A 22,339-nucleotide genomic window follows, 5' to 3' on the forward strand; every position below is an offset into this window, starting at 1 on the left:
GGGCCGAAACATGCACATTCTCACCTATTCCCAACTCGACAAGATCACTGGCGGGCACCTGGGGCGCGACAACGCCAGTTCTTTCCTGGCGGGGCTCAATCGCTTCGGTGGTGAGTGCGGTTTGAACCTGCCGCACCGACTGGCGCAGTATGTGGCCCAGATGTGCCATGAATCCCACGGGTTCCGCTATGATCAGGAAGTGTGGGGGCCAACTGCTGCGCAAGAACGCTATGACGTGCGCACGGATCTGGGCAATTCGCCCGAAGTTGACGGTGACGGCTTCATCTATCGTGGACGGACCGGGCTACAGCTGACAGGGCTTGCAAACTATGCCGCGTTCACGCGCTGGGCTCAGGGTTTGGATGCCGAGGCACCCGACTTCGTCGCCCATCCTGACGCGGTCCTGACAGATCCCTGGGAGGGGCTGGCGCCGATTTGGTATTGGAACACCCGCAATCTCAACGCTTTGGCAAGCAAGCAGCGCTTCAAGGTGGCCTTCAAAGGTGTGACGCGCGCGATCAATGGTGGGCTGAACGGATATGATGACCGGCTGCGCTACTATCACCGTGCGGCCCTGGTGTTGCTGGGGTTCGAGCCTGACGATGTCCTGAAGTTTCAGAAGGGGCAGGCTGGCTTGGTCGCTGATGGCGTCTGCGGCCCGCTCACGCTTCAGGCGCTGCACGAGGCGCTATTCAACATGCCTCCGATTTCCCAACGGAGCGGATTCTGGAGTGCGCTCTGGGTCACTATTTCCAAGCTGTTCAAACAAGGAGCATCCTGATGCTGAAGAACAAATTCGCGCTGTTTTTGCGCATTGTCGTACTTTACCCGCTGGCCGGTCTTCTAGCCGCGCTGCCCTCTGTGGGCTTTGATGATGCCTCGGGCGTCATGACGGTCGATCTGTCCGCAGTCTCTATCGCCATCGGCGGCGTTATCTGGGCGCTCGTTTCCGGGGGAACCTTTGGCTGGTCGCGCTGGATCAAGCGGCTGGGTGGTTTAACCTAAACGGAGGTCAATGTGACCGATACCGCACATCCAAGCCTTTCCAGGGCGCACAACCGCCTGGACGACCATGATCGTCGCATCCGCGAGCTCGAGCTGAGTGACGCCGGTGCGACGCAGTGGCGCCAGGCGACGACCAAAAAGCTGGACGGCATCGAGGGCACGCTCAAGTGGGTGAGCCGTTTGATCATTGGTGGCCTGGTGACGGCTGCTCTTACTTTCATTGTTGCCGGGGGACTGAATGTCGGGCCGTAACGAAGAAACGCGCCGCAAGGCCCGTTCAGACTATGTTTATCGCCGGTTCACCATGGCAACCATTGCGGCCGCCTATGGTGTCAGCGCCGCGAGTGTTGGGCGCTGGAAAAAGGCGGCCGCTGCCGAGGGCGATGATTGGGACAAGGCGCGTACCGCGCATGTGATCGCCGGTGAAGGCGTCGAGGCCGTGGTGTCCACAGTTGTCGAAGACTTCATGATCCAGGCGCAGTCGATCCTGGACGAGATCAAGAATGGTGATCACACCGTCAAAGAAAAGGTGGATATGCTGGTCTCGCTGTCGGACGCGATGACCAAGATGGCAGCGAGCGCCAAGCGCTTCGCACCGAAGGTTTCCGAACTGGGTGTCGCACAGGATGTGATGGGCAAGCTGCTGGCGTTTGTTAAGGACGAATTCCCGCATCACGCCGAGGCAATTCTTGAGATTATCGAGCCCTTTGCCGAGCGCCTGGCCGAGATCTACACGTCATGACCCGGCGGGCGAAACTTCAGCCCACCGTCAGCAAAAAGGAGTTCCGCGATAAGATCGCGGAGCTGGCCGACGAATTTGCTCGCCATATCGAGCTGAATGTCGAAGCCTTCGAGCCGGACCCGCAGGCCAAGGCCGAGCGTCTGAGCCGCATCGAGGACGAGGACGGGTTCCAGTTCTTCATGGAAACCTACCTTCCGCACTATGTGCGTGGCGAACACAGCCTGTTTCACCAGCACATTTTTGCGCGTATTCCAGAGATACTTGGCGCGGCACAGGGTGCCAGGGATCTGTTTATCGCGCCGCGCGGGGCTTCCAAATCAACGCATCTGAGCCTCGGTTTTGCACTATATTGTATCGTGCGGGGCCTGAAGAAATACATTATCGAGGTCTGTGACGTCTATGAGCAGGCCGCGCTGCTGATCGAGGCGCTCAAGGCTGAGCTGGTCACCAACACCCGCCTGCAGAACGATTTTCCCGAGGCTTGTGGCGCGGGTCGCATCTGGCGGGAAGGTGAGTTTGTCACCTGCAACAATATCAAGGTGCAGGGTCTGGGGGCCGGCAAGAAGATCCGGGGCCGGCGCCATGGGCCCTACCGCCCGGATTTGCTGTTCCTGGATGACATCGAAAACGATGAAAACGTCCAAAGCCCCGAGCAGCGCAAGAAGCTTTGGAACTGGATCTATCGCGCCGCTCTGAAGGTAGGGCCGCCGGATGGGTCCATGGATGTCATCTGGGTTGGGACGGTTTTGCATTTTGACGCAGTAATCGTGCGTGCGGCCAAAGCCCCAACCTGGAACACGACCGAGTTTCGCGCGGTGGTCAAATTCCCCGACAACATGGATCTTTGGGACCAGTTCGAGGAAGCCTATCACAATGATGGGGAAGAGGCCGCGCAAGCGTTTTACCAGGACAACAAAGACCGGATGGACCAGGGCGCGGTGGTGAACTGGCCCTCGGTGCAGTCGCTCTTGTTCCTGATGCTTGAGCGCGCGGCCGATCTGTCGGCCTTCATGACCGAGTACCAGAACAAACCGATTTCCGAAGGGAACCCCTTCGGCGATTTGACCTATTGGGTGCAGCGCCAGACCGATTGGGTTTTCTTCGGCGCCATCGACCCCAGCCTCGGCAAAAAGGGCAAGGGCCGCGATCCGTCTGCCATCCTGATCGGGGGGTATGACCGTCTGAACGCCCGCATGGACGTGGTCGAGGCGTCGATCCGCAAGCGGCTTCCCGACATGATAATCGCTGACACGATCGCACTGCAGCGCCAGTATCATGCGCTTTTGTGGTTCGTGGAGACGGTCCAGTTCCAGGAGTTCCTGCGCACCTCCCTCATGGCCGAGGCCGCACGTCAGGGCGCGGGTGTCTCGGCGGTTCCGATTATTCCGAACGCGGACAAGGATCTGCGGATCGAGCGCCTGCAGCCGCCTGTTGCTGCAGGCCAGATCCGTTTCAACGCCGCACATACCACCCTGATCGACCAGCTTCAGCAATGGCCGAATGGGGATCACGACGACGGTCCTGATGCTCTGGATATGCTGTGGCAAAACACCCTGATTTATGCCGGTGGCGGGGCGGCCGGGCGACCCCAGACGGGGCTGGTTGCAGCTGCACCTGACCAATTGGCCGGCTATCGGCTGGGAGGACACCGATGAGCGAGCCAAAAAATCGCAAGAACCTGCCTGCTGACGCACGCTATCAGATCGCCTCGGTCGAGAATGACATCACGATCCCGTTTTTCAACGGTGTGATGCAACACGCCGACGACACGCTTATTCAGCAAGGTGGTGGCAAGGGCCTGGCGATCTATGACGAGATTGAGCGCGACACTCATGCTGCGGCGATGCTGGCCAAACGCAAGAAGACCCTTGTGGCTCGCACCTGGGAGGTTTTGCCAGGTGGGGACCGCCCGATCGACAAAGAAGCGGCGGACCTGGTCGAGGAGATGTTAAAGGCGCTCGCCTTTGACAAGCTGTGCGAGGATCTGCTGGACGCCACCCTGAAGGGCTTTGCGACCAGCGAGGTGATCTGGGCGCGTGATGGGGCGCGGATCAAGCCCGAACGCCTGCATCAGAACGATCAGCGCCGCTTTGTTTTTGACCGGGACTGGCAGCTGCGCCTGTTGACCTGGAACGAGATGACCGAAGGGATCAAACTGCCCGATCGGAAATTCGTCGTCCATCGTTTCGGGGTCAAGGGAAACAATCCCTACGGGCTGGGGATTGGATCGCGCTTGTTCTGGCCGGTGCTTTTCAAGCGTGAAGGCATTGCCTTCTGGCTGCACTTTCTGGAGAAGTTTGCCGGGCCGACCGTGGTCGGCAAAACGCCCTATGGCACGTTACCCGAAGAGCAACAGAAGCTGCTGAACGAGCTTTTGCGCAGCCGCACGGCTTCGGCCATGACGGTCCCGATCGGCACCGATGTGGAGTTCCTGGAGGCCTCGCGCTCGGGCACGGTCAGCTATGAACAGTTCCTGGGATATTGGGACCGTCAGATATCGATCACCACGACGGGAGAGACGCTGACCACCCAGGTGGACAAAAGCGGCTCGCGCGCCCTGGGCGATGTGCATCACGAAATGCTGGATCTGCTGGTGGACAGCGACGGGGATCTGCTGTCAGAAACTCTGCGCGATCAGCTTATTCGCTGGATTGTTGAATACAACATCCCCGGCGCGGCCTTGCCCCAGGTCTGGCGCGTGCGCCCTAAGAACGAGAAATCCGAAGCCGAGACCCGTAGCACCAAAGCCAAAGCGGCCAAGGAAACCAATGATGCGATCCGATCGGTGGTCGTCCAGGCGGCGGCCTTTGCGGACAACGCCGTCGCCCGCGACTATATCGTCAGCTTTGATGTCACCGAACAGTTGGATGACAGCACGATTGATGCCCTGGTCCAGGCGCGCCATTCCTTCGCGGGGGGGCAAAAGCCCGATCCATTCCTTGTCGATGACCAGGACAAAGGCCCCGAGTTCTCGGCTAATCGGCTCAAAAAAAAACACTAGATCACGGCCATTCCTGCGGATCTGACGGGCATGTCTGCTTTGCTGATCCCGATAGTCCGGTCATGCGCGTTACAGATTTGTCCGTGGGCGCGGCCGAGCGGCATTTCACCCGGCGCATCGAGGCGGTCCGCAAGGTCATCACAAAAGCCCAGGACTTTGAGGCCGCCAGTCGCGGCCTTTTGGAGCTAGGGGCGACGTGGACGCCCAATGTGCTGGCCGCGCAGCTTCAGCAGGCCATGACGCTGGCGGCCCTGGAAGGGCGCGAGGTTGTCTTTGTCGAAGCCGATGGGGACGCGGAGGGCGCGCAGCCTGGCTATGCCTCTGCCGCGTTCGTGCGTCAGGAATTTCGTAATCAGATTGATTTCCTGACGCAAAAACGCGGTAAACCCACCCGCGCCTGGAAGGATGCCATGCATGGCGATCACGATCGTGCATTCGTTGTGGCCGGCGCAACCGACCTGGCCATGCTGGAAGAGTTTCAGGCGGCCATCGTCGCGGGTGCTGAAACTTACGACATCGAGGGCTTTGCTGCCGAGTTTGACAGGATCGTGGAAAAATACGGCTGGTCTTATAATGGCGGCCGTGAATGGCGCATTCGGACAATCTTCGAGACCAATATCCGAACCAGCTATATGGCTGGCCGGTTGCAGCAGATGCGCGACCCGAAAATGGTCAAGCGCCGTCCATATTGGCAGTACGTTCATGCTGATACCCGTCAGCCCAAAGAGCCGCGCCCGCACCATCTGAGCTTGGATGGTTTGGTTTTGCACTGGGATGATCCGTGGTGGGACAAGTATTTCCCGCCCAATGACTGGATGTGTTCGTGCGGTGTGCGCACCCTCAGCGAGGGCGATTTGCGCCGCCTGGGCAAGGACGGGCCGGATGACGCACCGCTGATCGACATGCAAAAAATCGTGCGCCGGGATGGGACGGAAGTCTGGGTGCCCAAGGGTATCGGCTATGGCTGGGACTACATGCCTGGTGACCTTTGGGAACGGGGGCTTGTTCCGTCAGCGCTCATTGAGGAGGCTGGTGGCCTGGAGCCCGAAGGGCGCCATCGCGTGCTGATCGACGCCCCCGAGCCCCTGGAGGCGCTCCTGCAACGCTCACGACCATTCAACGCCTCTCCGCTGTCGGAACATCTGGCCGATGAAGACTATGTCCGCTCATTTCTGCTCCCCTTTGGGGCAGATCTCGGCCAGGCCGTTTTGTGGGAAGATCCTACCGGCACCAAGCTTCCAGTGTCTGAGGAGCTGTTCAGGGATCAAAGCGGTGCCTGGAAAGTTGGCAAGCGGGATCGGGCGCGCCTGACGCCGCTGATTGCCGAGACACTTCTGGACCCCGACGAAATATGGGTCGGCGTCAGCGAGAAGAAAAACCGGATCGATCCCGATACCACGGAGCTTCTGGTGGATCGCCGCTACATCCGCACGGATTCGGAGACGGGTTTGATTGTGGTCTTCCAGATCGGGCGCAAATGGTGGGAGGCCATCACGGCCTATCCGACGACAAACAAGAAAGGCGATGCTGACCTGAAGCTTTTGGACAAGAGGCGGGGAGGAAAGCTGTTGTGGAAAAGAAAATGACGGCCAAGGGCGATCTGGCCGTCTTTACGGGGAGCTTCCAGGACCATCAGCCGGTCTTCGCGTGCCCGCATGGAAATCATAGTGTTTTTGGGGAAAGAATTCAATGATCCCGATCAGTACAACGATCAAAGAGCAGGGCGCTCGAAACGAATTACAGGACATCCTGCAGCGCCTAGGAGATCCTCAGGGGTTCTATGCAACGATTGGTGAACGGCTGATCAGCGCATCCAAGGATCGGTTTCGCGAAGAGAACGCGCCCGATGGAACGCCCTGGGAGCCACTGAAGCCCGCGACGATCAAGGCGCGGCAAAACGCTGGCCAAACGCCCATCACCATCCTGCGCTCGAACAGCAAGGGCAAAAGCGGATCTGCACTGGCGGGGTCTCTGAGCTATCTGGCCAGCTCGGACGAAGTGCGGATCGGATCTCCGTTGCCTTATGCCGCCATTCATCAGTTCGGGGGGCAGATCCGCATTCCCGAGCGGCAGGGCGAGATCTACCGCGCTGACAACGGAGCCGGTCAGCCTGGGCGACGTTTCGTCAGGCAATCGGTAGCGGCACATGTGACCAAAGTCACGATCCCCGCGCATGTCATTCGCATCCCGGCACGGCCCTTTGTTGGTCTGACCGAGGGCGATGAACAGGGTATTTTGGAAGATGCTCGTGACTGGCTCAGCCTTTGAAAACCCAAGCCCGTCAGAAATTGCCGCAGGAACGCCTTAGCGGGGTTTCGTGCCCAGTGATCCGCAAAAAGCACTGAAGGCCTGTTAACCCCCTGTTAAAATCGGCGGACGGGGCAATTTCGTCGCGACCCGAACTTATAGCTTGCGATATCAAGGTCGCTTCCCCAGTCTTGGGGCATTCCAGACCCCATGAGGCCGCCGGACGCCTGTCCGGCGGATTTTGTTTGGCGCTTGTGCCAAATCTGGTTCGTCAACAATCGGACGGACCTCATGACCAACACCCCTCAGAAAGCGCGGATCGAAGTTTTTCGCCCTGGTACGTTCTCGCCCATGGTCGGTGCAGAGATCACCTTTTCGGCGGCCGACCTGAAGGCCGTGGCGGATGCCTATGATCCGGAAACGGCCCCGGCCCCGATCGTGGTGGGGCATCCCGGTAGCGATACGCCGGCATACGGCTGGATCGAGGGGCTGGAGTATGACGAAAGCCAGGAGCGTCTGTTCGCAGATCTGCATGAAATCGAGCCTCAGTTCAGCGACCTGGTGAAAGCAGGGCGGTTCAAGAAGGTCAGCATGTCCTTTTTTGGTCCCGATCATGCGGCCAATCCCAACCCCGGCGCCTGGTATCCCAAGCACGTCGGTTTTCTGGGGGCGGCGGCCCCGGCCGTCAGCGGACTGAAGAACGTGGCTTTCTCCGGTGCCGAGGGCGTGACCTTTGAATTTGGTGAGCGCGGCTTTGAGGAAGCCGCCTCGCTGTTCCGTGGGCTGCGCGATTTCTTCATCGAGCGGTTCAGTCTGGAAGTGGCTGACAAGGTTCTGCCGTCCTGGCGCATTGAATGGCTGGATGACACGGAGATTGAGCCGAAGGACGGCAATGATCCGGTTTTCACCGCTCCTGTTCCCCAGGCGACCCCTCCCTCCACCCTCAAACCTGAAAAGGACTCTGTCGTGACCAAATTGACCGAAGCGGCTTTCGCGGATCGCGAGGCCAAACTGAAGGATCGCGAAGCCAAGCTGGCCAAGCGTGAAAAGAAAGCTGCGCATGATGACAATGTGTCGTTTGCGGAAAGCCTGATCGAGGCGGGAAAACTGATCCCGGCCAGCAAGGATGACCTGGTTACCGTTCTGGATGCCATGCCCGCCGACCAGTCCGTCAGCTTTTCCGAGGGCGGTGGCGATGTCGCCCTGGGGGATGCTGTTCGTAAAATCTTCGAAGCGCAGCCCGAAGTGGTCAGCTATGGCGCGCTGGATCTGTCCGATGGTCCCGCTGGCGACGACGCGCCGGCTTCTTTCGCCGCCGATGGCAAACCTGTCGACCCCGACAGTCTGAGAACCCACAACCAGGCGCTGGACTATCAGCGCAAGAACCCCGGCACCTCTTACGAGGCCGCCATTGACGCCGTGAGCTGATCGGAGATTTCCATGCTGCGCACCTATCATTCCGTTTTGACCCTGACCGCCACCATGACGGCCACCTGCAACGCTGGTGACCTGGTCGGTTTCGATGACGCTCCGATCACCGCTGCTGATCAGCCGGTCAAGGGGATCGCCCAGGTTCCCGCCACCGAAGCGGGGCTGGACATCGGCCTGACCGCCATCGGCGAAGAGACCGTGACCGCTGTTGGCGTCATTGCCGCAGGGGATCAGCTGGTCTCTGCGAACGGCGGTGTCTCCGCTGCCGGCGTCGATCCCGACAATGCCTTTGCCACCGCCCTGACCGCTGCCGCCGATGGCGAGCTGGTCCAAATCCTGATCCGCTAAGGAGTTCTGACATGAACCAACCCGTCAATCAGCGCACCGCAGGTGTCGTGGACCCGATCCTGTCCACCCATGCTCGCGGCTATCGCAATCTGGAATTCATCGGCCATCTGCTGTTTCCGCGAGTCACCGTGCCGACCCGCTCGATGCGCGTTCTCAAGTTCGGCAAGGAATTTTTCCGCATGTTGAACACCCGTCGCGCGCCCGGCGCGGACAAGAAGCGCGTTCAGTATGGCTATGCTTCCGACCCTGTCTCTCTGGTGCAGGACGCTCTGGAAGGTTTGGTTCCGATCGAGCACCAGGAAGAGGCCGCAAAAGTTCCGGGCAACGATCTGGGTCGTGGGGCCGTGAACATGGTGTTGAATGTGGTCGATCTGGGCCTGGAGTTCGATATCGCGGCATTGGCGCGTGACCCGGCCAACTATGATGCCAATCACAAGACGGCCCTGGCTGGCACTGATCGCTGGACCGATGATGCCTCTGACCCCAAAGCGGATATCGACGCCGCCCAGGAAATGATCCGTCGCTCAATTGGCCGGTATGCCAATACGCTGGAGCTGGGGCCGAGCGCATTCAATGCTGCCAAGAACCACCCGAAGGTCAAAGAGCAGTTCAAGTACACCTCGAAGGATTCGATCACGGCCGAGATGCTGGCCGCCTATTTCGACGTGGCGCGCGTAATCGTGGGCAAGGCGGTGTATCTGCCCGAGAACGCCGACGACGACACGCTGGCAACCGATGTGTGGGGCGATGACGCGATCCTGGCCTACGTTCCTATGCAGGGCGAGAACTTCATGGTGCCGTCCTATGGCTACACCTACGAACTGAATGGCTATCCGCAGGTGACTAAGCCGTATTTCGAAAACAGCAATGACAGCTGGATCTACCCGACCAAGACCGAGCGCCGTCCCTATCTGACGGGTGCAGAAGGTGGGTTCCTGATCCAGAACGCAGGCGATGCCAGCTAACTGCTGATCTGATCACGCGGAAAGTGGCGCATGCCACTTTCCCTTTCTCAACGAGGAGAGACCCTTGGAAACCCTTTATGATGTGACCCTGATTGGCCCGGCCAAGATCAATGGCAAGCACATGGGCGTTGGAGAACCCGTGCAGGTTGCGGAAAATGACCTGCGCCTGTTGGTGAAGGCCAAGGCTGTCGCGCCGGGCGAGTTGGAAAAACTGGATGACCCGGAGGCTGAGGTCGCGCTCAGCAAAGAGGCCGAATTGCTCGGTTTGGAACAGGCGTATGAGGAGCTGGGCGAAGAATTCGATGCGCTGAGCAAGGAAAATGCGCGCCTGACCGAGCAGGTCAGCGACTTGACGGCTCAGCTGGCTGAAGCTGAAGCGGACAAAACCAAACTGGCTGGTGAGATCGCGAAAGCGGACCAGGCGATTGAGGCGATGAAGGCAGAGCTTCCCGGTGCATCCGAGGAAAAGGCCCCCGCCAAGCCCACGGCGAAACCCACCGCCAAATCATCCTCGAAAACCGCCGCCAAGGGCTGACGCCCACCGCTGGGCGGCCCCCCGTGTCGCCCAGGCCCCCTCACTCCAATATTCGGAACTCCCTCATGCCCACTTCAAAACCCCACGCTGGTCTGCCCGTAGCGGGCTGCGCCGCTCAAAAAGACAATGCCGTCGCGACGGTGAACGAGAGCAAGTATCTCGAAGAGCGCGTTTTGCGGTTTCTGGATGAATTGGTCGCGGATGCCGAACTGGCTGCAGACCCGCGTTGGTTTGCAATCGGCCGGACCAGCATCGAGCAGGGGTTCATGGCGGTCAATCGGGCGGTGTTCAAGCCCTCCCGCGCCTGCCTGCCCGAAGATGGGGCGCAGTGATGCCCTATGCCGCCCTCCAGGACCTGATCGAGCGCGCCGGTGAGAACGAACTGCGCCAGATCGCAGATCACGACAGGGACGGTATTGCCGACGCCGATGTCATTGCTGCGGCTCTTGAAGATGCCGAGAACCAGATCAATGGCTATGTCGGCACCCGTTACCAGGTCCCGCTTGATCCGGTCCCCGCCTTGGTGCGGACATGGGCGGTTTCGATCGCCCGCTATGTTCTGCACCGCAACGGTGCCCCCGAGCATGTTGAGGCCGACTACAAGGATGCGATTTCTGCACTGAAAGATGTCGCGGCAAAACGGATCGCCCTGCCGGTTGCTGAAGGTGAGACCGCCCCGGCCGTGACAGGCGGTACGACCTTGGCAGCACATCCCGAACAGGTCTTCACAGCTCAGAAACTGCGGGGGTGGAAGTGATGCTGAGCGAGATCTTCAATCACCTGTCAGGCAGTTTGCCAGACGAGATCTGGGCAGGCGTTGAGATCGCCGAGGATATCGACGTGCTCAAAGAGATGGCGGGCACCGTCGAGGACGCCACCGTCATCATCATGCCCTGGGGGGAACGGGCCGCGCCCAACAGCCGGGCCACGGGTGGTGTTTTGCAGCGCGTCGAGCAGCGGTTCACCACAGGTATCGTGCAGCGCGACTTCTCGGGCCGTCTGGGGGCCGAGCGCGCGACCCGAACAGACAGCCTGAAGGGGGATATCGAAGCCGCTTTGCTTGGTTTTGAGATCCCCGGATTTGATGAACCCTGCGAACTGATCGGGGGCGAGACCAGCCCGATATCGCGCGGTGTCAGCATCTACGTTCAAACCTGGGCTGCCGCCCGCTTCCTGACAGGAGAGTAACATGCACCAAATGCCCAAGACAGGCGGACGCCACAAGCGTGATCCGAAAAAGGGTCACCTGAGCGTCGAGCAGAAACCAACCCGCCCTGCAGACCCTCCGTCGCCGACCGGCCCTGCCGTTGTCGAAACGGACACGACCGAAACTGCCGCCTCTGAAGCAGCGACGACCAAGGGAGACAAAGCATGAGCATTCGTCGTTGGAACAAGCTGGCATTCCTGCACAAGATCGAAGCTGTGTATGGCACGGATGTGAACCCGGCCGCCGCCGACGCGATCGTCGCGTCCAATATCACCTTCACCCCGATGCAGGCGGATGAAGAAGCCCGCGACCTGCTGCTGCCCTATTTGGGCAACCAGGGTACAATCCTGACCGGCGAACATGGCCGCATCGAGTTCGATGTAGAGATCGCCGGGGCCGGAGCTGCGGGCGCCATTCCCAAATATGGATCGTTGCTGCGGGTTTGCGGCCTGGCGGAAACCGTGACCGCCAACACCGATGTCACCTATTCGATTGTCGAGGACGATGTTGAAAGCGGTACGATCTATTTCAACAGCGATGGTGTGCAGCATATTTTTGTAGGTGCGCAGGCCAATGTTCAGCCGGGCTTTACCGCCAAGCGCATTCCCAAGTTCCGCTTCAGCCTGACCGGCCTGCTTGGCACGGTGACCGACGCGGTTCTGCCTACCGTGACCGATGCGGGCTGGGTGACGCCGGTGGCGGTCAACAAGGCCAATACCGCCCTGAGCCTGCATGGCTGGGCAGCGGTTGCGCAAAGCCTTTCGCTGGACCTGGGCAATGTGCTGACGCCGCGCTTTCTGATCGGCGAGGAAGCGGTGCGCGTCACCGATCGCAAATCGACCGGCACCGCCGTGGTGGATGCCAAATCGGTCGCGACTGTGGATTGGTTTGGCATCGCCCGCGCGCGCAGCCGTGGTGCTTTGAGCATCCAGCATGGCACCACCGCTGGCAACATCGTGGAGATCTCGGCGCCCGCCGTGGAAATCGGCGCTCCCTCGCAAGGGCAGGAAAACAACATCGTCAATTATTCGCTGCCTTTGGGGCTGCGTCCTGTGAACGGGCGTGACGAGCTGACGATCACGGTGCGCTGACGCCATTCCGTGGGGATTGATGAGCGCACTGTGAGGGGGCGCAACATTTCAAACCATCGCGCCGGGATGGCGGGCGTGGATGGTCAGGAGAAGTACCCGAGGGCCGCAGGTTGTGGCCCCAGCCATCACACAAACGGAATATGGAGAAGACCCTCATGAAATTCATCCTCGCCGATACCCCGCGCTACTGGTGGCCCGTCGTTGTCAAAATGCCAGACACGGACAATCCCGGCCAGTTTGCCGAGCTGAGCTTCAAGGTTCTGTTCGAGCCGCGTGACCAGGACGCAGAAGCCGCCGAGCGCGCCCGCGTCCTGGCCATTCTGGATGCCGCCGAGCAGCTGAAGGAAGACCGGATGTCCCTGGCGGCCGTCATCAAGGATTGGGACGAGATCGTGGACACTGACAAAACCCCGGTGCCCTTCACCGCAGCCAAGGTCGATCAGATGCTCCGCCAGCCCTGGGCGCGCGTGGCGGTTTGGACCGCCTATCACGAAAGCATGGCGGGCGGGGCTCACCTGGGAAACTGAGGGACGCGGCCAGAGCCTGGGCAACGGCCCGGCTTGGCCGCTCTGACGATCGCGAACCTGTCAGGATTGACGATGAAATCACCCGACAGTTTCGCGCGATGGGGGCAGAGGTGCCCGCGCAAGAGACATGTTCTGACAAAGATGCAGGAGGGTTCGAGGTGTTACCATCAAACTGGAAAAGCGTCTGTGCCTTTCTGGCCTGCGAGACCCAATGGCGGGTCGCTGCGGGCATGGCAGGGCTGATCTGGCTGGGGTTGGACTATCAGGGCGTTGATGTCGTTCTGAGGCGCAGCGGCGCAGATGAGGCCGTTTTCGCGGATATTCAGATCATGGAATTGGAGGCTCTGGTGGTCTTTGGGGAGGCACATTCGTGACCGCGCCGATTGATGTCCTGCTGAGTTTCCGGGCCGATGCCAGCCAGTCGATTGCCGAGATCGCCAAGGTTCAGGGGGCCATCCTTGGTCTTCATAAGAAGGCTGAAGACGCAAGCCGTCTGACAGTCCAGGGTGGGGCGAGCGGATTTTCGGGGTTTACGTCTACACTCACCCGTGAGCTGTCCCAGGCGACGAAAGCCAGCGCCGCTGCGGAGGCGGAACTGGCCAGCCTGACCGGGTCGGCGCGGGCGATCGCTGCAGCCTGGGGGCAGGCCGGGGCCAGCTCGGACAGGTTCACAACCAGCCTGTCAGCGCAGGTTGATGCACTCATGAAAGCCAGCCGCGAGAACGAGGCCTGGCAAAACCAGCTCAACCAGGTGCGCGCACAGTTCAACCCGATCTTTGCGGCCTCACAGCAGTATGAGAGCCAGTTGCGCCGCATTGCCGAGGCGCAGGAGCTGGGGGCAATTTCCGAACGCGAAGCGGCTCAGGCACGGGCCAGTGCCGCGCAGATCATTGCGCCGATGAACGATCAACTGGCCGAGAATGCCCGGCTTGCGCGGGGTGCCGGGGCGGCGAATGCCTATTACCTAGCTCAGTTCAATGACATCGGCATGATGGCTCTGATGGGTCAAAACCCGATGGTTCTGGCGCTGCAACAGGGCACGCAGATGAACCAGATGACCGCGCAGCTTGGCGGTGGTAGGGAGGCGTTTTCGGCGATGGCTGCTGGCGCGAAATCCATGCTCAATCCGATGAGCCTTGCAACGATCGGCATCATCGGTCTGGGCGCTGCTGGCGTTCAGGCTTTTGGCTCAATCACGCCCAAGGCAAAAAGCCTGCAGGAGGTGATGGGCGAGCTGGAAAGCACGGTTGACGCCTATGCGAAAAGCAGCGATCGCGCGCGGATGTCTGCAGCCGACCTTACCGCCGAGTTCGGATCGGCCTCGCAGATTGCCAAGGACTTGCTCGTTGATATCGCCGCCCTGGACCGCCGAGCCGCAGCACGCTCGGCGACTGACAGCCTGAAGGCACTGGCCTCCAGTCAGGGTGTTAGGTTTGGCGAGGAGGCTGACTTTGCCTCGTCTGCTCTGGGATCTATCCGGGATCAGTTCGGGCTGAGCCGGGCGGAAAACAAGACGGCCATGGGGATCGAAAGCGCGATGCGATGGGCCGCCGATGCGCAATCTTTGGAAAGCCAGATCAAGGCATTGCAGGTTCTGCACAAACGCGCCCAGGAGGCCGCCGCGCTGCATGATGGTATTTCGAAAGAAGAGGACGCTTTTATCTCGCAGGTTCAGGCCCTTCTGGACCATTTGACCAAGCTACAGGCCCAGGATGAAAACGCCGGTGGCAAGGCCGAGATCAAGCTGGTGACCGCTGACTATGAAAAACAGGCGGAGCTGTCGCAAACCATCCTGCAGCATGGCGAAAACAGCCGCGAAGTCGAAGTGCTGCGCAACCGTCAGGCGCGTGAAGCGCTGAAGCTGCGCCTGGATGAATTGGGCGTCGAGGAGCAAAGCGCGGAGGCGCAGAAGGCCTTTGCTGCACTCGATGCGCAACAGGCCGCCAAGGCGCGCGAGGCCGCTGCAGAGCGCGCGCGCCTCGTCCAGGACAATATGACCTCGCTGCACCAGGAGTTGGCGATCACAGAAGCGATCCTGCGTCATGGCGAGGGGCATGTGAACGTCGAGCGGCTGCGGACGGAACACGCAAAGAACGCCCTGCGTACCAGGCTGAAAGAGGCCGGGGTTGCGCGCGATCAGATTGAGAAGGCCGTCAGGCTTTTGTCGCTGGAGCGGGAGCGCCGTCGCGAAGTAGAGGCGGTTCAGGCGAAAAAGCGGGCATCCGACATGCTGGGCGATCTGCAGCGCGAGGCACAGATTTCGCAGGCCATTCTGAAGCATGGACGCGATAGCCTGCAGGTCAAGCGCTTGCAGACACAAGCCGCGCGCGAAGAATTCGAGCTGCAGCTAAAATCCCTGAAGGTCTCTGAGGCCACCAAGGGTGTGTTGCGCAGCCAATGGGAGGCCACCCACGGTCAGAACAGTGTCGATCCCTTTGGCCGGGCAGTTGCCGCTCAGCAGATTCTGAAAAACCAGACAGCGAGCATCGAGCGGCTGAAACTGGAGGTCGCGCTTGTCGGTCAGAGCGCGGCAGTGCGGCGCCGTGTTCTGGCGCTCTATGAGGCCGAGGTTGCGATCCTCGAGCGCGGGATTGATGCAGGCAGTTCTTATGCGGATCAGATCCGCGCGCAGGCGACAGCCTCCGAGGAGCTGCGCGCCGAGCTGGCCCGCCAGGCACAATCTTGGGGCAGTGTTCATTCGGCGGCCGAAGGCGCGATTGACGGCGCGACCGACGCTTTGCTGGACGGGGATTTGTCCGGTGCTCTGGACAGCATCGAGGACGAAATCAAGGGGCTCTTTGCTGAGCTTGCGATCAAGAATCCTCTGAAGAATGCCATCTTGGGCACCGAGCTGGGCACACTTCAGGACCTCGGGGGGCTGGGCGGTATTTGGAAGCGGCTGAAGACCGGCCCGGCGGCGATTGACAGCCCCGCCTCCTTGGCCCGCCAGGCCGCTGCGATGACGGTCACCACGCCCATGGTGACGATCACCGCAGGTGCAGTTTCTGGACCGTCTGTGGGCTTTGGTGGTGCTGATATGGGCGCGCGCGCAGGGTTGATGGGGTCGAGCGCGATCCAGCAACAGATCTGGGATTTTTACTCGGCCAAAGGGCTCGCGCCCCACCAGGTTGCCGCGATCGTTGGCAACGTCTCGGCCGAGAGCGGTTTCAACCCACTGGCGGTGGGCGATGGGGGAAATGCGTTCGGCCTGTTTCAGCATAATGATCGGGCGGGCAAGCTGTTTGAGTTTATCGGCGGTCAGCAGAGCCTGGGCAATGTGCAGGCGCAGCTGGAGTTTGCCTGGCACGAGCTGCTGACCTCCGAGAATGGGGTACTTAAGCGTTTGATGGCCTCCGAGAATGTCTATGAGGCGAACCAGGCGTTTATCGGGTTCGAGCGCCCCTCGGGGTGGAGCCCCGGCAATCCACAGGGCGGTCTGGGTTGGGATCAGCGCCTGGCTGCCGCTGAGGCGGCCATGGCCAAGTTCACTGCAACGACTGGGACGGCGTCACAGGGCCTGGGAACTTTGGGTTCGGGATTCGATACATTCGGGCAAGCTTTGATGCAGAATTTGTCAGGAGGTAGCGGGAGCGGATCTTTCCTTTCAAGCCTTTTGGGGACGGCATTACACGCGTTTAAAATTCCGGGGTTCGTCAGAGGTGGCAATCATGCTGGAGGCATCAGGATCGTCGGGGAAGAAGGTCCCGAGCTTGAATATACCGGCCCCAGCACGATCATTCCCGCCGACTTGACCCGCCAGATACTGACCGCTCGTCAGGGGCCAATGATGACGGCCACCCCAGCAAACGTCACCTTTGCACCAGTGATTGCGCCGATCAACAACAGCTCGGCGATGCTGGATATGCAGGTTCAGGAAAGCACCGATGCGCGCGGGCAGCGCAGGTACGATCTGGTTCTATCCGATGCGGTAGCGACCGGCACCGGCGCGCGCGGCGGGCAGGCAGCCAAGGTCATGGGCAGCCGCTATGGGCTCAAACCTCGGGGGATCGCGCGCGGATGATTGCGACCTGGCCCGATACCCTCCCGCGCCCCGAGCGCAAGACCTGGAACGCCCAGCCCCAGGACGCGCGCCGGAAGCGCCAGCATGATGGCGGCCCGCCGGGCTATCGCCGCCGTTTTTCGTCGGCGGCTGAGTTTGTCACGCTGTCGGTTATTCTGACGCGGACGCAAAAGGCCGTCTTTGACCAGTTCTATCGCCTGGAATGCGCGCACGGGGCACATCTTTTCTGGATGCCGGACCCGACCACTGACGGCTGGGCGCTTCTTGATGAGGATGATCGGCCCTTGCTGGTCGATGACAATACGCCGCTTTTGGTTGCTGCAACATGGCTTTGTGCCTGGGGCGATGAGCCCCCGCAAGAAAGCATCGCAGGCCAGGTCGAGTTTCGAAAATCTTTTCAGATTGTGGTGATGCCATGAGCCGCAGAATTTCCCTGAACGCGCGCCAGGCGCATGATGAACACCACTCGGCTGAGATCGAGGTTGTCCTGTTCGAAATCAACCATCCGGCTCTGGAAGGTCCGATCCGACTTTCCACGGACAACACGGAGCGCCTAAGCGTGGACCCGTTGATCTATGGGACGCGGTCAGCCTGGCGCGGGGCCAATCCGCTAAGCGATCCATATCTTTGGATCATCGCGAGCGCTGTCATTCCTGACGACAGCGAAGACGTACCTGCTGCCTCGCAGATCGTTCTTGAGAATTTGGACGTCCGCATGACGGAAGTGCTGCGCAGCTTCACTGAGCTGGCGGAGATGCACATGGCTGTGGTCCTGGCCTCCTCTCCTAGCGACATCGAGGGCGAATGGCTCGGTCTAAAGTTGATGAACGCCGAGGGAGATGCGGGTCAGATTGTTTTGTCGCTGTCGCGCGAAGAGATCGAGCTGGAGCATTTCCCCTCCGGCCGGATGAGCCGCCACAAGTTTCCGGGGCTGCACCTATGAGGAGGATAATCAAACTCATTAACCGGATATTGCGCCGCAAAGCCAAAACCCGCCGCCTAGAGCCGCCAAGTTTGGCGGCTCAGGTGGAGGCTTCTATCGGGAAATTTTCACGGGCTTCAAAGGCGTTGGAAGCTGCTTATTCACCAAAGCAAAGAGATCCTTCGTGATGCGGTTAATCTCTGGCATCATCTGTCCAACCTCTGCCGGGATGTGCACTTTGGCATTTTCTTCGGCCTGCCAAAGCAAGTTCTCCAACGACTCGCGTACCGTGGGGTGCTCAAGTGTCAGTTCGGCCAATACGAGGGATATAAAGGTTGAGTGGACAAGCTGCGTAAGCCGAAGCTCTTCAAGCTCATCGAGTATTTCCTCTTCATTCATCAGGTTCGTTCTTTCGTGGTTGCATCACTTAGGAATGAATGTCGGAGGGCGTTGGGGCGCCCTCCGACACTTGATGGGTAACAGCTGCGTATCGCTGTCCCAAGAGGGGAAACCCGAATGACCTGGTCCAACAGTTTCGTCGGCATCCCCCATAAAGACCTCGGTCGCAGCCGCGAGGGTGCGGATTGCTGGGGCCTGGCCTGCATCATTTACGCAGAAGAGTTGGGCATCAGCTTGCCGGACTATCTGGGCTATGGCTCGGCCGAGGAGCATGGCGAGATCTCGGCGCTGATCGAGGGGGCGCAGGTTTCTCCCCTGTGGCTGCCCGTCAGGGGCCCGGCCATCGCGTTTGACATCGCGGTGTTTCGGCGCGGCCGGCTGCCCACGCATTTGGGCATAGTGGTGCGTCACGGGATCATGATCCATATGGCAGCCGAGGACGCGGCCAAACACCAGGAGTATCGCCAGGGCCCCTGGGCCAATCGCTTCGCGGGGCATTATCGCCACCATTCAAGGGCTGTTGAACGCCCAGTTCAAATCGTCTCGGAGGCCCCGCGATGAAGGATTTACCGATCCATGTTCTGGCCACCACGGCGATTGACCCCGGCCAGTATCGCCTCAATTGGGATATGCCTTACGGCCTGAGTGTGGACCAGATCATTCGCCAGGCGCTGCCGGCGGTTCCCGACAATCAATGGGGCCAGTTGCGCGTTTCGCTGACCTCGCCTAAAGGCACGGCCCTGCTGGCGCGCGAGTATTGGTCTCAAACTCGACCCAAGCCGGGTGTCCAAATCGTGATCCGCCTTATCCCAGCCAAAGACACATTGCGCTCGGTTCTCCAGATTGTTGTATCCGTCGCGGCGGTGGCGATCGGCAACGTATTCGGCCCAACCGTGGGGGCCGCCCTGGGGATCGGGAAAGCTGCCGGTACGGCGCTCGTTACGCTGGGCGCCAGCATGGTTGGCCAGCTTTTGGTGAATGCTCTTATCCCGCCCGCCACCCAGGAAGATGTGCGCCAAAGCTATTCGATTTCCGGCTGGAAAAACCAGCTCGATCCCGACGGAGCCGTACCAGTGGTGCTGGGAACAGTGCGTTTCGCACCGCCCTTTGCTGCGCATCCTTACACGGAAATCGTGGGCGATGATCAGTATCTGCGCGCGTTGTTTGTGCTGGGCGAAGGCGAGCTGGCGATCGACGATATGCGGATCGGCGAGACCAGCCTGTCAGAATTTGACGAGGTGGAAACCGAGGTGCGCTATGGAATCCCCGGCGAACTACCTGTCAGTCTTTTCCCCAATCAGATCGTCGAAGAGCAGATCGGCGTCGAGTTGACGCGCCCGTTGCCGCGCGATGATCTGGGTGAGGTCATCGCGGGCGAGCCTGCTATCGAAACCCCGGTTGTGCGCACCACAGGCGCTGATGCCTCGGGCGCCAGTGTCATTCTGGCCTTTCCCGCAGGCCTGGTCAGTTTCAACGATAAAGGCCGCAAGCGGACCCACTCCGTCCGTGTGCGCGTCGAGCAGCGCCTGGTAGAGGCCACTGAGTGGCAATTGGTCGAGGAGCTGGAGATCGCCGCCAGCAAAACCGAGGGCTTTTTCCGGCAGCATTCCTGGGACTTCCCATCGCGCGCGCGGTGGCAAGTGCGCCTAACCATGTTGACGGATGAGACCGAAAGCAGCCAGGTGCAACAACGCACCAACTGGGCGGCGCTGCAAACTCACCGCCCCGAATACCCGCTGGCCTATCCGCGCCCACTGGCCCTTGTGGCTGTCAGGATCAAGGCCACCCACCAACTCAACGGAGCTTTGGACAGTTTCAACGTGCTGGCCCGTCGAATTTGCGCTGACTGGAATGAAGCGACGCAAAGCTGGGTCGCCCGCGCAACGCAAAGCCCTGCAAGCCTGTACCGCCATGTGCTGCAAAGCCCCGCCAACCCCAAACCAGCTGACGATGCGGACCTTGATCTCGCCCAAATTGAGGAGTTCGCAGAGTTCTGCACCGCGAAAGGCTTGACCTATAACCGAGTTCTTCAGGACAAAGGCACAACTCTGCGCGACATCTTGGCCGAAGTAGCAGGAGCAGGGCGTGCTACACCGCGCCATGACGGACGAACCTGGGGGGTCGTCATTGATCGCCCTGACGAGAACGCGTTGATCGTAGATCACGTCAATCCGCGCAATTCTTGGGCCTTTAAATGGCAGCGCGCCTACGCAGACCCGCCCCATGCATTTGTCGTCACCTTTAAGGACGCTGGAAACGACTTCAAGGAGACACAGCGTGTGGTGCGCTGGCCGGGCTATGATGGCGACATCGAACTGACCGAGGCGCTGGCTTTGCCGGGTAAGGTCTTTGCAGATGAGGTCTGGCGCGAGGCCCGCCGCCGCCAGCTCGAAACCATCTATCGCGCCGACACCTATCAGGCCACACAGGATGGCGCAGTTCGTGTGGTTACGCGCGGGGATGCGATCATGCTGTCTCATGATGTGCTGAGCCGGGTTCAGCTCGCCGCACGGGTCCGCGCGGTCAGCGGCAACGCGGTCGAGCTGGACGAGCTGGTCACGATTGAAGAAGGCCAAACCTACGCCATCCGGTTTCGTGTTTTTGCAGGCCAAGAAGATTTGATCGGCACGTCGGTTGTTCGCCAGGTCAGGGCGAACATCGGAGAGACCCAGCTTTTAAGCTTGGAGGGCAACGGCGCTTTGCCGGCGCAGTGGGATGTTGTACATTTTGGTCCGCTGGCGTCGGAAAGTGCATTGCATATCGTTCGCGGCGTTGAAGCGAGCGAAGATATGTGTTCGATCCTTCATACGATTGATGCAGCTCCTGAGATCGACGCCGTTCTGGCGAATACCGAAATTCCCACCTGGTCTTCCCGCGTTGGAGAGGAGCTGGATGCAAACCTGTTGCAACCGTCAGCCCCGCGCTTTGTCTCAGTCGCCTCGGGTCTGGATGGCACTGATGAAGAGGGCCTGATCACCTTCCTTATTGAGCCGGGTGCGGGCGCGATTGCAACCGCGAGCTATGAGCTGGACCACCGTCTTCATGGCGCCGAGGCCTGGTCAACCGTCTCGATCCCGGCCGCCAACGGCGGTGGAAGCCTGGACCTCTACATGACTGGAGATGTGGTGGAGCTACGCTTGCGCGGTGTCAGCGCGACCGGAGTGACGGGGCCAGATAGCGCAATCCTGACAGTCAATGTTGGTGCGGCGGACACGGCCATCCCAGAAGCGCTGGACGAGGAAGCCATCACCGTTACAACCCATCTGGGCGGCGCACTGATCCAGTTTGCTACGGGCCAAGATGCAAGCACCGCGCAAGTGCAGCTTTATCGGTCCAACTCGGCCGTGCTGGATCGTGAGACCGACGCCGTGGGTGCGGCCCTGACCGTAGCCCCGCAGCAGAGCCATACCCTGAGCGTGGGCGATACCGGGCGCACCGACCTGGTGGTCGGCGGGCAGATGGACAATGCTTTGTCCTGGACGTTGGGTGCGGGCTGGAGCATCGGTGCGGGCGTGGCACAGCATAGCGCAGGCAGTGCCGATGCGATCAGCCAGGCCCTGAGTGCATCGGCTGGAAAATACTACCGGGTTGCGCTCTCTGTCTCGGGCCGCACGGCGGGCACGGTGACCCCGCGCCTGACGGGCGGGTCAGATCGGCCTGGCGCGGATATCGCGGTGGATGGCAATCATAGCGACCGTATCCAGGCGGTAACCGGAAACGACGCGATCGAGCTGCTGGCCAGCTCCGATTTCGACGGCGCGGTCGATGATGTCACCGCCTATCTCGAAACAGCCGCTTGCCTGGATCAGGGCTCACATTTTCTTTGGCTGGAACCGCAAAACGCGGACGGCGTGCCTGGCCCACTGGCCGGGCCCTTCATAATCACAATCTACTAGGA

Annotated in this window: 24 protein-coding genes; 23 read left to right on the top strand and 1 reads right to left on the bottom strand. The window is 60.5% G+C overall.

Features of this window, described 5'->3' with window-relative positions:
• The first annotated feature begins 10 nt into the window (after window positions 1–10).
• The 21 genes from ACXADQ_RS12735 (at window position 11) to ACXADQ_RS12835 (ending at window position 18,063) form a co-directional block, all read left to right on the top strand.
• The gene (locus tag ACXADQ_RS12735; RefSeq protein WP_475320900.1) at window positions 11–781 is read left to right on the top strand and encodes a glycoside hydrolase family 19 protein; all 771 of its coding nucleotides are present in this window, start codon (window positions 11–13) and stop codon (window positions 779–781) included.
• Complete coding sequence (locus ACXADQ_RS12740; protein WP_475320904.1) at window positions 781–1,005, top strand: hypothetical protein; 225 nt, start codon at window positions 781–783, stop codon at window positions 1,003–1,005. Before ACXADQ_RS12735 ends, ACXADQ_RS12740 begins: the two co-directional genes overlap by 1 nt.
• Window positions 1,006–1,017: 12 nt before the next feature.
• Complete coding sequence (locus tag ACXADQ_RS12745) at window positions 1,018–1,257, top strand: hemolysin XhlA family protein (protein WP_475320908.1); 240 nt, start codon at window positions 1,018–1,020, stop codon at window positions 1,255–1,257.
• Entirely contained in the window at window positions 1,244–1,747 is a 504-nt protein-coding gene (locus ACXADQ_RS12750; protein WP_425094272.1) for a DUF1804 family protein, read from the top strand. The genes ACXADQ_RS12745 and ACXADQ_RS12750 overlap by 14 nt, the downstream gene beginning before the upstream one ends.
• Window positions 1,744–3,402, top strand: a complete 1,659-nt coding sequence (gene terL, locus ACXADQ_RS12755) for a phage terminase large subunit (protein ID WP_475320910.1) — start codon at window positions 1,744–1,746, stop codon at window positions 3,400–3,402. The genes ACXADQ_RS12750 and terL overlap by 4 nt, the downstream gene beginning before the upstream one ends.
• A complete protein-coding gene (locus tag ACXADQ_RS12760; RefSeq protein WP_475320912.1) occupies window positions 3,399–4,748 on the top strand; it encodes a phage portal protein family protein in 1,350 nt (449 codons plus the stop codon). The genes terL and ACXADQ_RS12760 overlap by 4 nt, the downstream gene beginning before the upstream one ends.
• Window positions 4,749–4,810: 62 nt before the next feature.
• Complete coding sequence (locus tag ACXADQ_RS12765) at window positions 4,811–6,334, top strand: PBECR2 nuclease fold domain-containing protein (protein ID WP_475320914.1); 1,524 nt, start codon at window positions 4,811–4,813, stop codon at window positions 6,332–6,334.
• 103 nt (window positions 6,335–6,437) lie between these two features.
• Window positions 6,438–7,016, top strand: a complete 579-nt coding sequence (locus tag ACXADQ_RS12770; RefSeq protein ID WP_475320916.1) for a phage virion morphogenesis protein — start codon at window positions 6,438–6,440, stop codon at window positions 7,014–7,016.
• A gap of 270 nt (window positions 7,017–7,286) precedes the next feature.
• On the top strand, window positions 7,287–8,423 hold the full coding sequence (locus tag ACXADQ_RS12775) for a hypothetical protein (RefSeq protein ID WP_475320921.1): 1,137 nt from the start codon (window positions 7,287–7,289) through the stop codon (window positions 8,421–8,423).
• Window positions 8,424–8,435: 12 nt separating this feature from the next.
• Window positions 8,436–8,774 carry a hypothetical protein gene (locus ACXADQ_RS12780; protein ID WP_475320925.1) on the top strand — a complete coding sequence of 113 codons (339 nt, stop codon included), beginning with the start codon at window positions 8,436–8,438 and terminating at the stop codon, window positions 8,772–8,774.
• Between the two features lie 11 nt (window positions 8,775–8,785).
• Complete coding sequence (locus ACXADQ_RS12785) at window positions 8,786–9,739, top strand: major capsid protein (RefSeq protein ID WP_475320930.1); 954 nt, start codon at window positions 8,786–8,788, stop codon at window positions 9,737–9,739.
• 64 nt (window positions 9,740–9,803) lie between these two features.
• Entirely contained in the window at window positions 9,804–10,274 is a 471-nt protein-coding gene (locus ACXADQ_RS12790; protein WP_475320934.1) for a hypothetical protein, read from the top strand.
• Window positions 10,275–10,339: 65 nt separating this feature from the next.
• Window positions 10,340–10,606, top strand: coding sequence for an Acb2/Tad1 domain-containing protein (locus tag ACXADQ_RS12795; RefSeq protein WP_475320938.1), 267 nt, complete (start codon window positions 10,340–10,342; stop codon window positions 10,604–10,606).
• Window positions 10,606–11,031, top strand: coding sequence for a gp436 family protein (locus ACXADQ_RS12800; protein WP_475320941.1), 426 nt, complete (start codon window positions 10,606–10,608; stop codon window positions 11,029–11,031). The genes ACXADQ_RS12795 and ACXADQ_RS12800 overlap by 1 nt, the downstream gene beginning before the upstream one ends.
• Entirely contained in the window at window positions 11,031–11,462 is a 432-nt protein-coding gene (locus ACXADQ_RS12805) for a phage tail terminator protein (RefSeq protein WP_475320943.1), read from the top strand. The genes ACXADQ_RS12800 and ACXADQ_RS12805 overlap by 1 nt, the downstream gene beginning before the upstream one ends.
• Window positions 11,463–11,645: 183 nt before the next feature.
• Window positions 11,646–12,572 (top strand): phage tail tube protein, encoded by a 927-nt coding sequence (locus ACXADQ_RS12810; RefSeq protein WP_475320945.1) that lies wholly within the window; start codon window positions 11,646–11,648, stop codon window positions 12,570–12,572.
• A gap of 155 nt (window positions 12,573–12,727) precedes the next feature.
• Window positions 12,728–13,099, top strand: coding sequence for a hypothetical protein (locus ACXADQ_RS12815; protein WP_475320947.1), 372 nt, complete (start codon window positions 12,728–12,730; stop codon window positions 13,097–13,099).
• A gap of 98 nt (window positions 13,100–13,197) precedes the next feature.
• Window positions 13,198–13,473: a DUF1799 domain-containing protein gene (locus tag ACXADQ_RS12820; protein WP_475320952.1), complete on the top strand. Its 276-nt coding sequence runs from the start codon at window positions 13,198–13,200 to the stop codon at window positions 13,471–13,473.
• Entirely contained in the window at window positions 13,470–17,120 is a 3,651-nt protein-coding gene (locus ACXADQ_RS12825) for a phage tail tip lysozyme (RefSeq protein ID WP_475320957.1), read from the top strand. Before ACXADQ_RS12820 ends, ACXADQ_RS12825 begins: the two co-directional genes overlap by 4 nt.
• Window positions 17,117–17,539, top strand: a complete 423-nt coding sequence (locus ACXADQ_RS12830; protein WP_475315700.1) for a hypothetical protein — start codon at window positions 17,117–17,119, stop codon at window positions 17,537–17,539. Before ACXADQ_RS12825 ends, ACXADQ_RS12830 begins: the two co-directional genes overlap by 4 nt.
• A complete protein-coding gene (locus tag ACXADQ_RS12835) occupies window positions 17,536–18,063 on the top strand; it encodes a hypothetical protein (protein WP_475320962.1) in 528 nt (175 codons plus the stop codon). The genes ACXADQ_RS12830 and ACXADQ_RS12835 overlap by 4 nt, the downstream gene beginning before the upstream one ends.
• Before the next feature lie 93 nt (window positions 18,064–18,156).
• Here ACXADQ_RS12835 and ACXADQ_RS12840 read toward each other — a convergent pair whose 3' ends face one another.
• On the bottom strand, window positions 18,157–18,441 hold the full coding sequence (locus tag ACXADQ_RS12840; protein WP_475315706.1) for a hypothetical protein: 285 nt from the start codon (window positions 18,439–18,441) through the stop codon (window positions 18,157–18,159).
• 117 nt (window positions 18,442–18,558) lie between these two features.
• Between ACXADQ_RS12840 and ACXADQ_RS12845 the strand changes: the two genes are divergently transcribed.
• Window positions 18,559–19,002: an NlpC/P60 family protein gene (locus ACXADQ_RS12845; RefSeq protein WP_475320967.1), complete on the top strand. Its 444-nt coding sequence runs from the start codon at window positions 18,559–18,561 to the stop codon at window positions 19,000–19,002.
• On the top strand, window positions 18,999–22,337 hold the full coding sequence (locus ACXADQ_RS12850) for a host specificity factor TipJ family phage tail protein (RefSeq protein WP_475320972.1): 3,339 nt from the start codon (window positions 18,999–19,001) through the stop codon (window positions 22,335–22,337). Before ACXADQ_RS12845 ends, ACXADQ_RS12850 begins: the two co-directional genes overlap by 4 nt.
• Window positions 22,338–22,339 lie beyond the last annotated feature (2 nt).

The organism is Thalassovita sp. ABM4_323, from assembly GCF_056158665.1.